General features: G+C 51.7%; 1 protein-coding gene. It reads left to right on the forward strand.

The window, feature by feature from the left end; translation table 11 throughout:
* Window positions 1-142: 142 nt before the first annotated feature.
* On the forward strand, window positions 143-1,498 hold the full coding sequence (locus KCG48_RS14425) for an ISLre2 family transposase (RefSeq protein ID WP_211802877.1): 1,356 nt from the start codon (window positions 143-145) through the stop codon (window positions 1,496-1,498).
* The last annotated feature ends 56 nt before the right edge of the window (window positions 1,499-1,554 follow it).

The following is a 1,554-nucleotide window of genomic DNA, read 5'->3' on the forward strand; positions in this document are numbered from 1 at the left end:
CTTAGTGTAGAATTTTTGTTGGATGAAAAAAGAGAATAGCTCTAACCGTGTTATGATACAAGTTGCAACAAAATAACACAAAACGGAAGGAGCTATCCTCATGAACATTATAGCGGAGATTACTCAGAAAATCATTACACTTATGAACTCATTAGAAGATAAACTGCAGGAGGGCGTGGGGTTGACGGGGCTGGTGGACTCCACCAAGGCTGTCACTGACGATATCGGTCGACTCATCCTGGAAGAGAACGTGAGGACCATCGAGCAGGCGATGAAAAACAGCGAAGAGCGAAAAGCGGAATGGGTGATCCAGGCCCGGGGGCGCGAGAAAACCATCTCGACCCTGCTCGGGGATCTCCAGTATGAACGGACCTACTACAAGCACCGGGTCACCGGTGAGTTCAAGTATCTGACCGATGCGGTCCTCGGACTGGAAGCCCATCAGCGGATCGATACTGGCCTTCAAGCCGACATGCTGGCCAAAGCCAAGGAAATGTCCTATGAGCAGGTGGTGCAAAGCTATGAGAACATCAGTATCCGTAGCCGATCAACGATCAAGAATCTTGTCCATCAAACCTCCATGGAAGACAGCAACTGGCCGGAACTGAAGCCAGAGAACCGCAAGGTTCGATTCCTCTACATCGAGGCGGATGAGGACCATGTCCACCAGCAAAAAGGGAAAGGGCTAATCATGAAGCTCGCCTATGTCCATGAGGGAAAGCGGGTGGTGAATCCCGTCTCCAAATCAAAGCAGAAGAGGAATGAACTCATTGAGGCGCAGTACATCAGCGGCCTCTATCCTAAAAATGACGATTTCTGGTTTGAAGTTCTTGACTATCTGGAAACCCGGTACGATTTGGATGCCGTGGAGCAGATCTTCCTTTCCGGGGACGGAGCCCCGTGGATTCAGGCCGGCGCAGAGATCCTTCCCAAATGCGCTTTCGTGATCGATGGCTACCACTTGTCCAAATACATCAAAACGGCGACAGGAGCGTATCCTGGAGAAGAAGCACGCTTGAAGCGAGCGGTCTATGGGGGGAATCGAAACTGGGTCGAGGCCTACTTTGACACCGTGGAGGGGAATGACCATACCCCGGCCGAGCAAAAACGGTTGTCCAGCTGCCGCACCTATCTTCTGGGTAACTGGACGGAGATCCAGAATCGACATCTTCCGGGCTATGTGGAATGCAGCGCCGAAGGCCACGTCAGCCATGTACTCTCCCACCGGCTCAGTTCCAGACCGTTGTCCTGGAGCAAAACTGGGGCCGAAAACATCGCCAAACTCCGGGTGTACACCCGGAATGGAGGCTCTATTCGGCGACTCCTCAATTCCCTCAAGGAGAAAGTAGAGGAAGCCGTCCTGCCCATTAAGCTCGATTCAGGGACTCTGCAGAAGAAAAAGCAGGGCTATGCAGAGTTCTCGACGAATGTCACGATCCTCGACATCGGCAAGCGAACCACCATGTACAAGCTCTTCAAGGCACTACGTTCGGCATAGAAGATGACATCGGAGAGTTATACTCAAAATTCAACCAACAGTAAGTTGACACGGTC

The organism is Proteiniclasticum sediminis (assembly GCF_018128025.1).
Classification (GTDB): Bacteria; Bacillota; Clostridia; order Clostridiales; family Clostridiaceae; genus Proteiniclasticum; species Proteiniclasticum sediminis.

Excerpts from the sequence above, each read along its gene's own strand:
- KCG48_RS14425 (WP_211802877.1), top strand. The coding sequence starts at position 143 with ATGAACTCATTAGAAGATAAACTGCAGGAGGGCGTGGGGTTGACGGGG.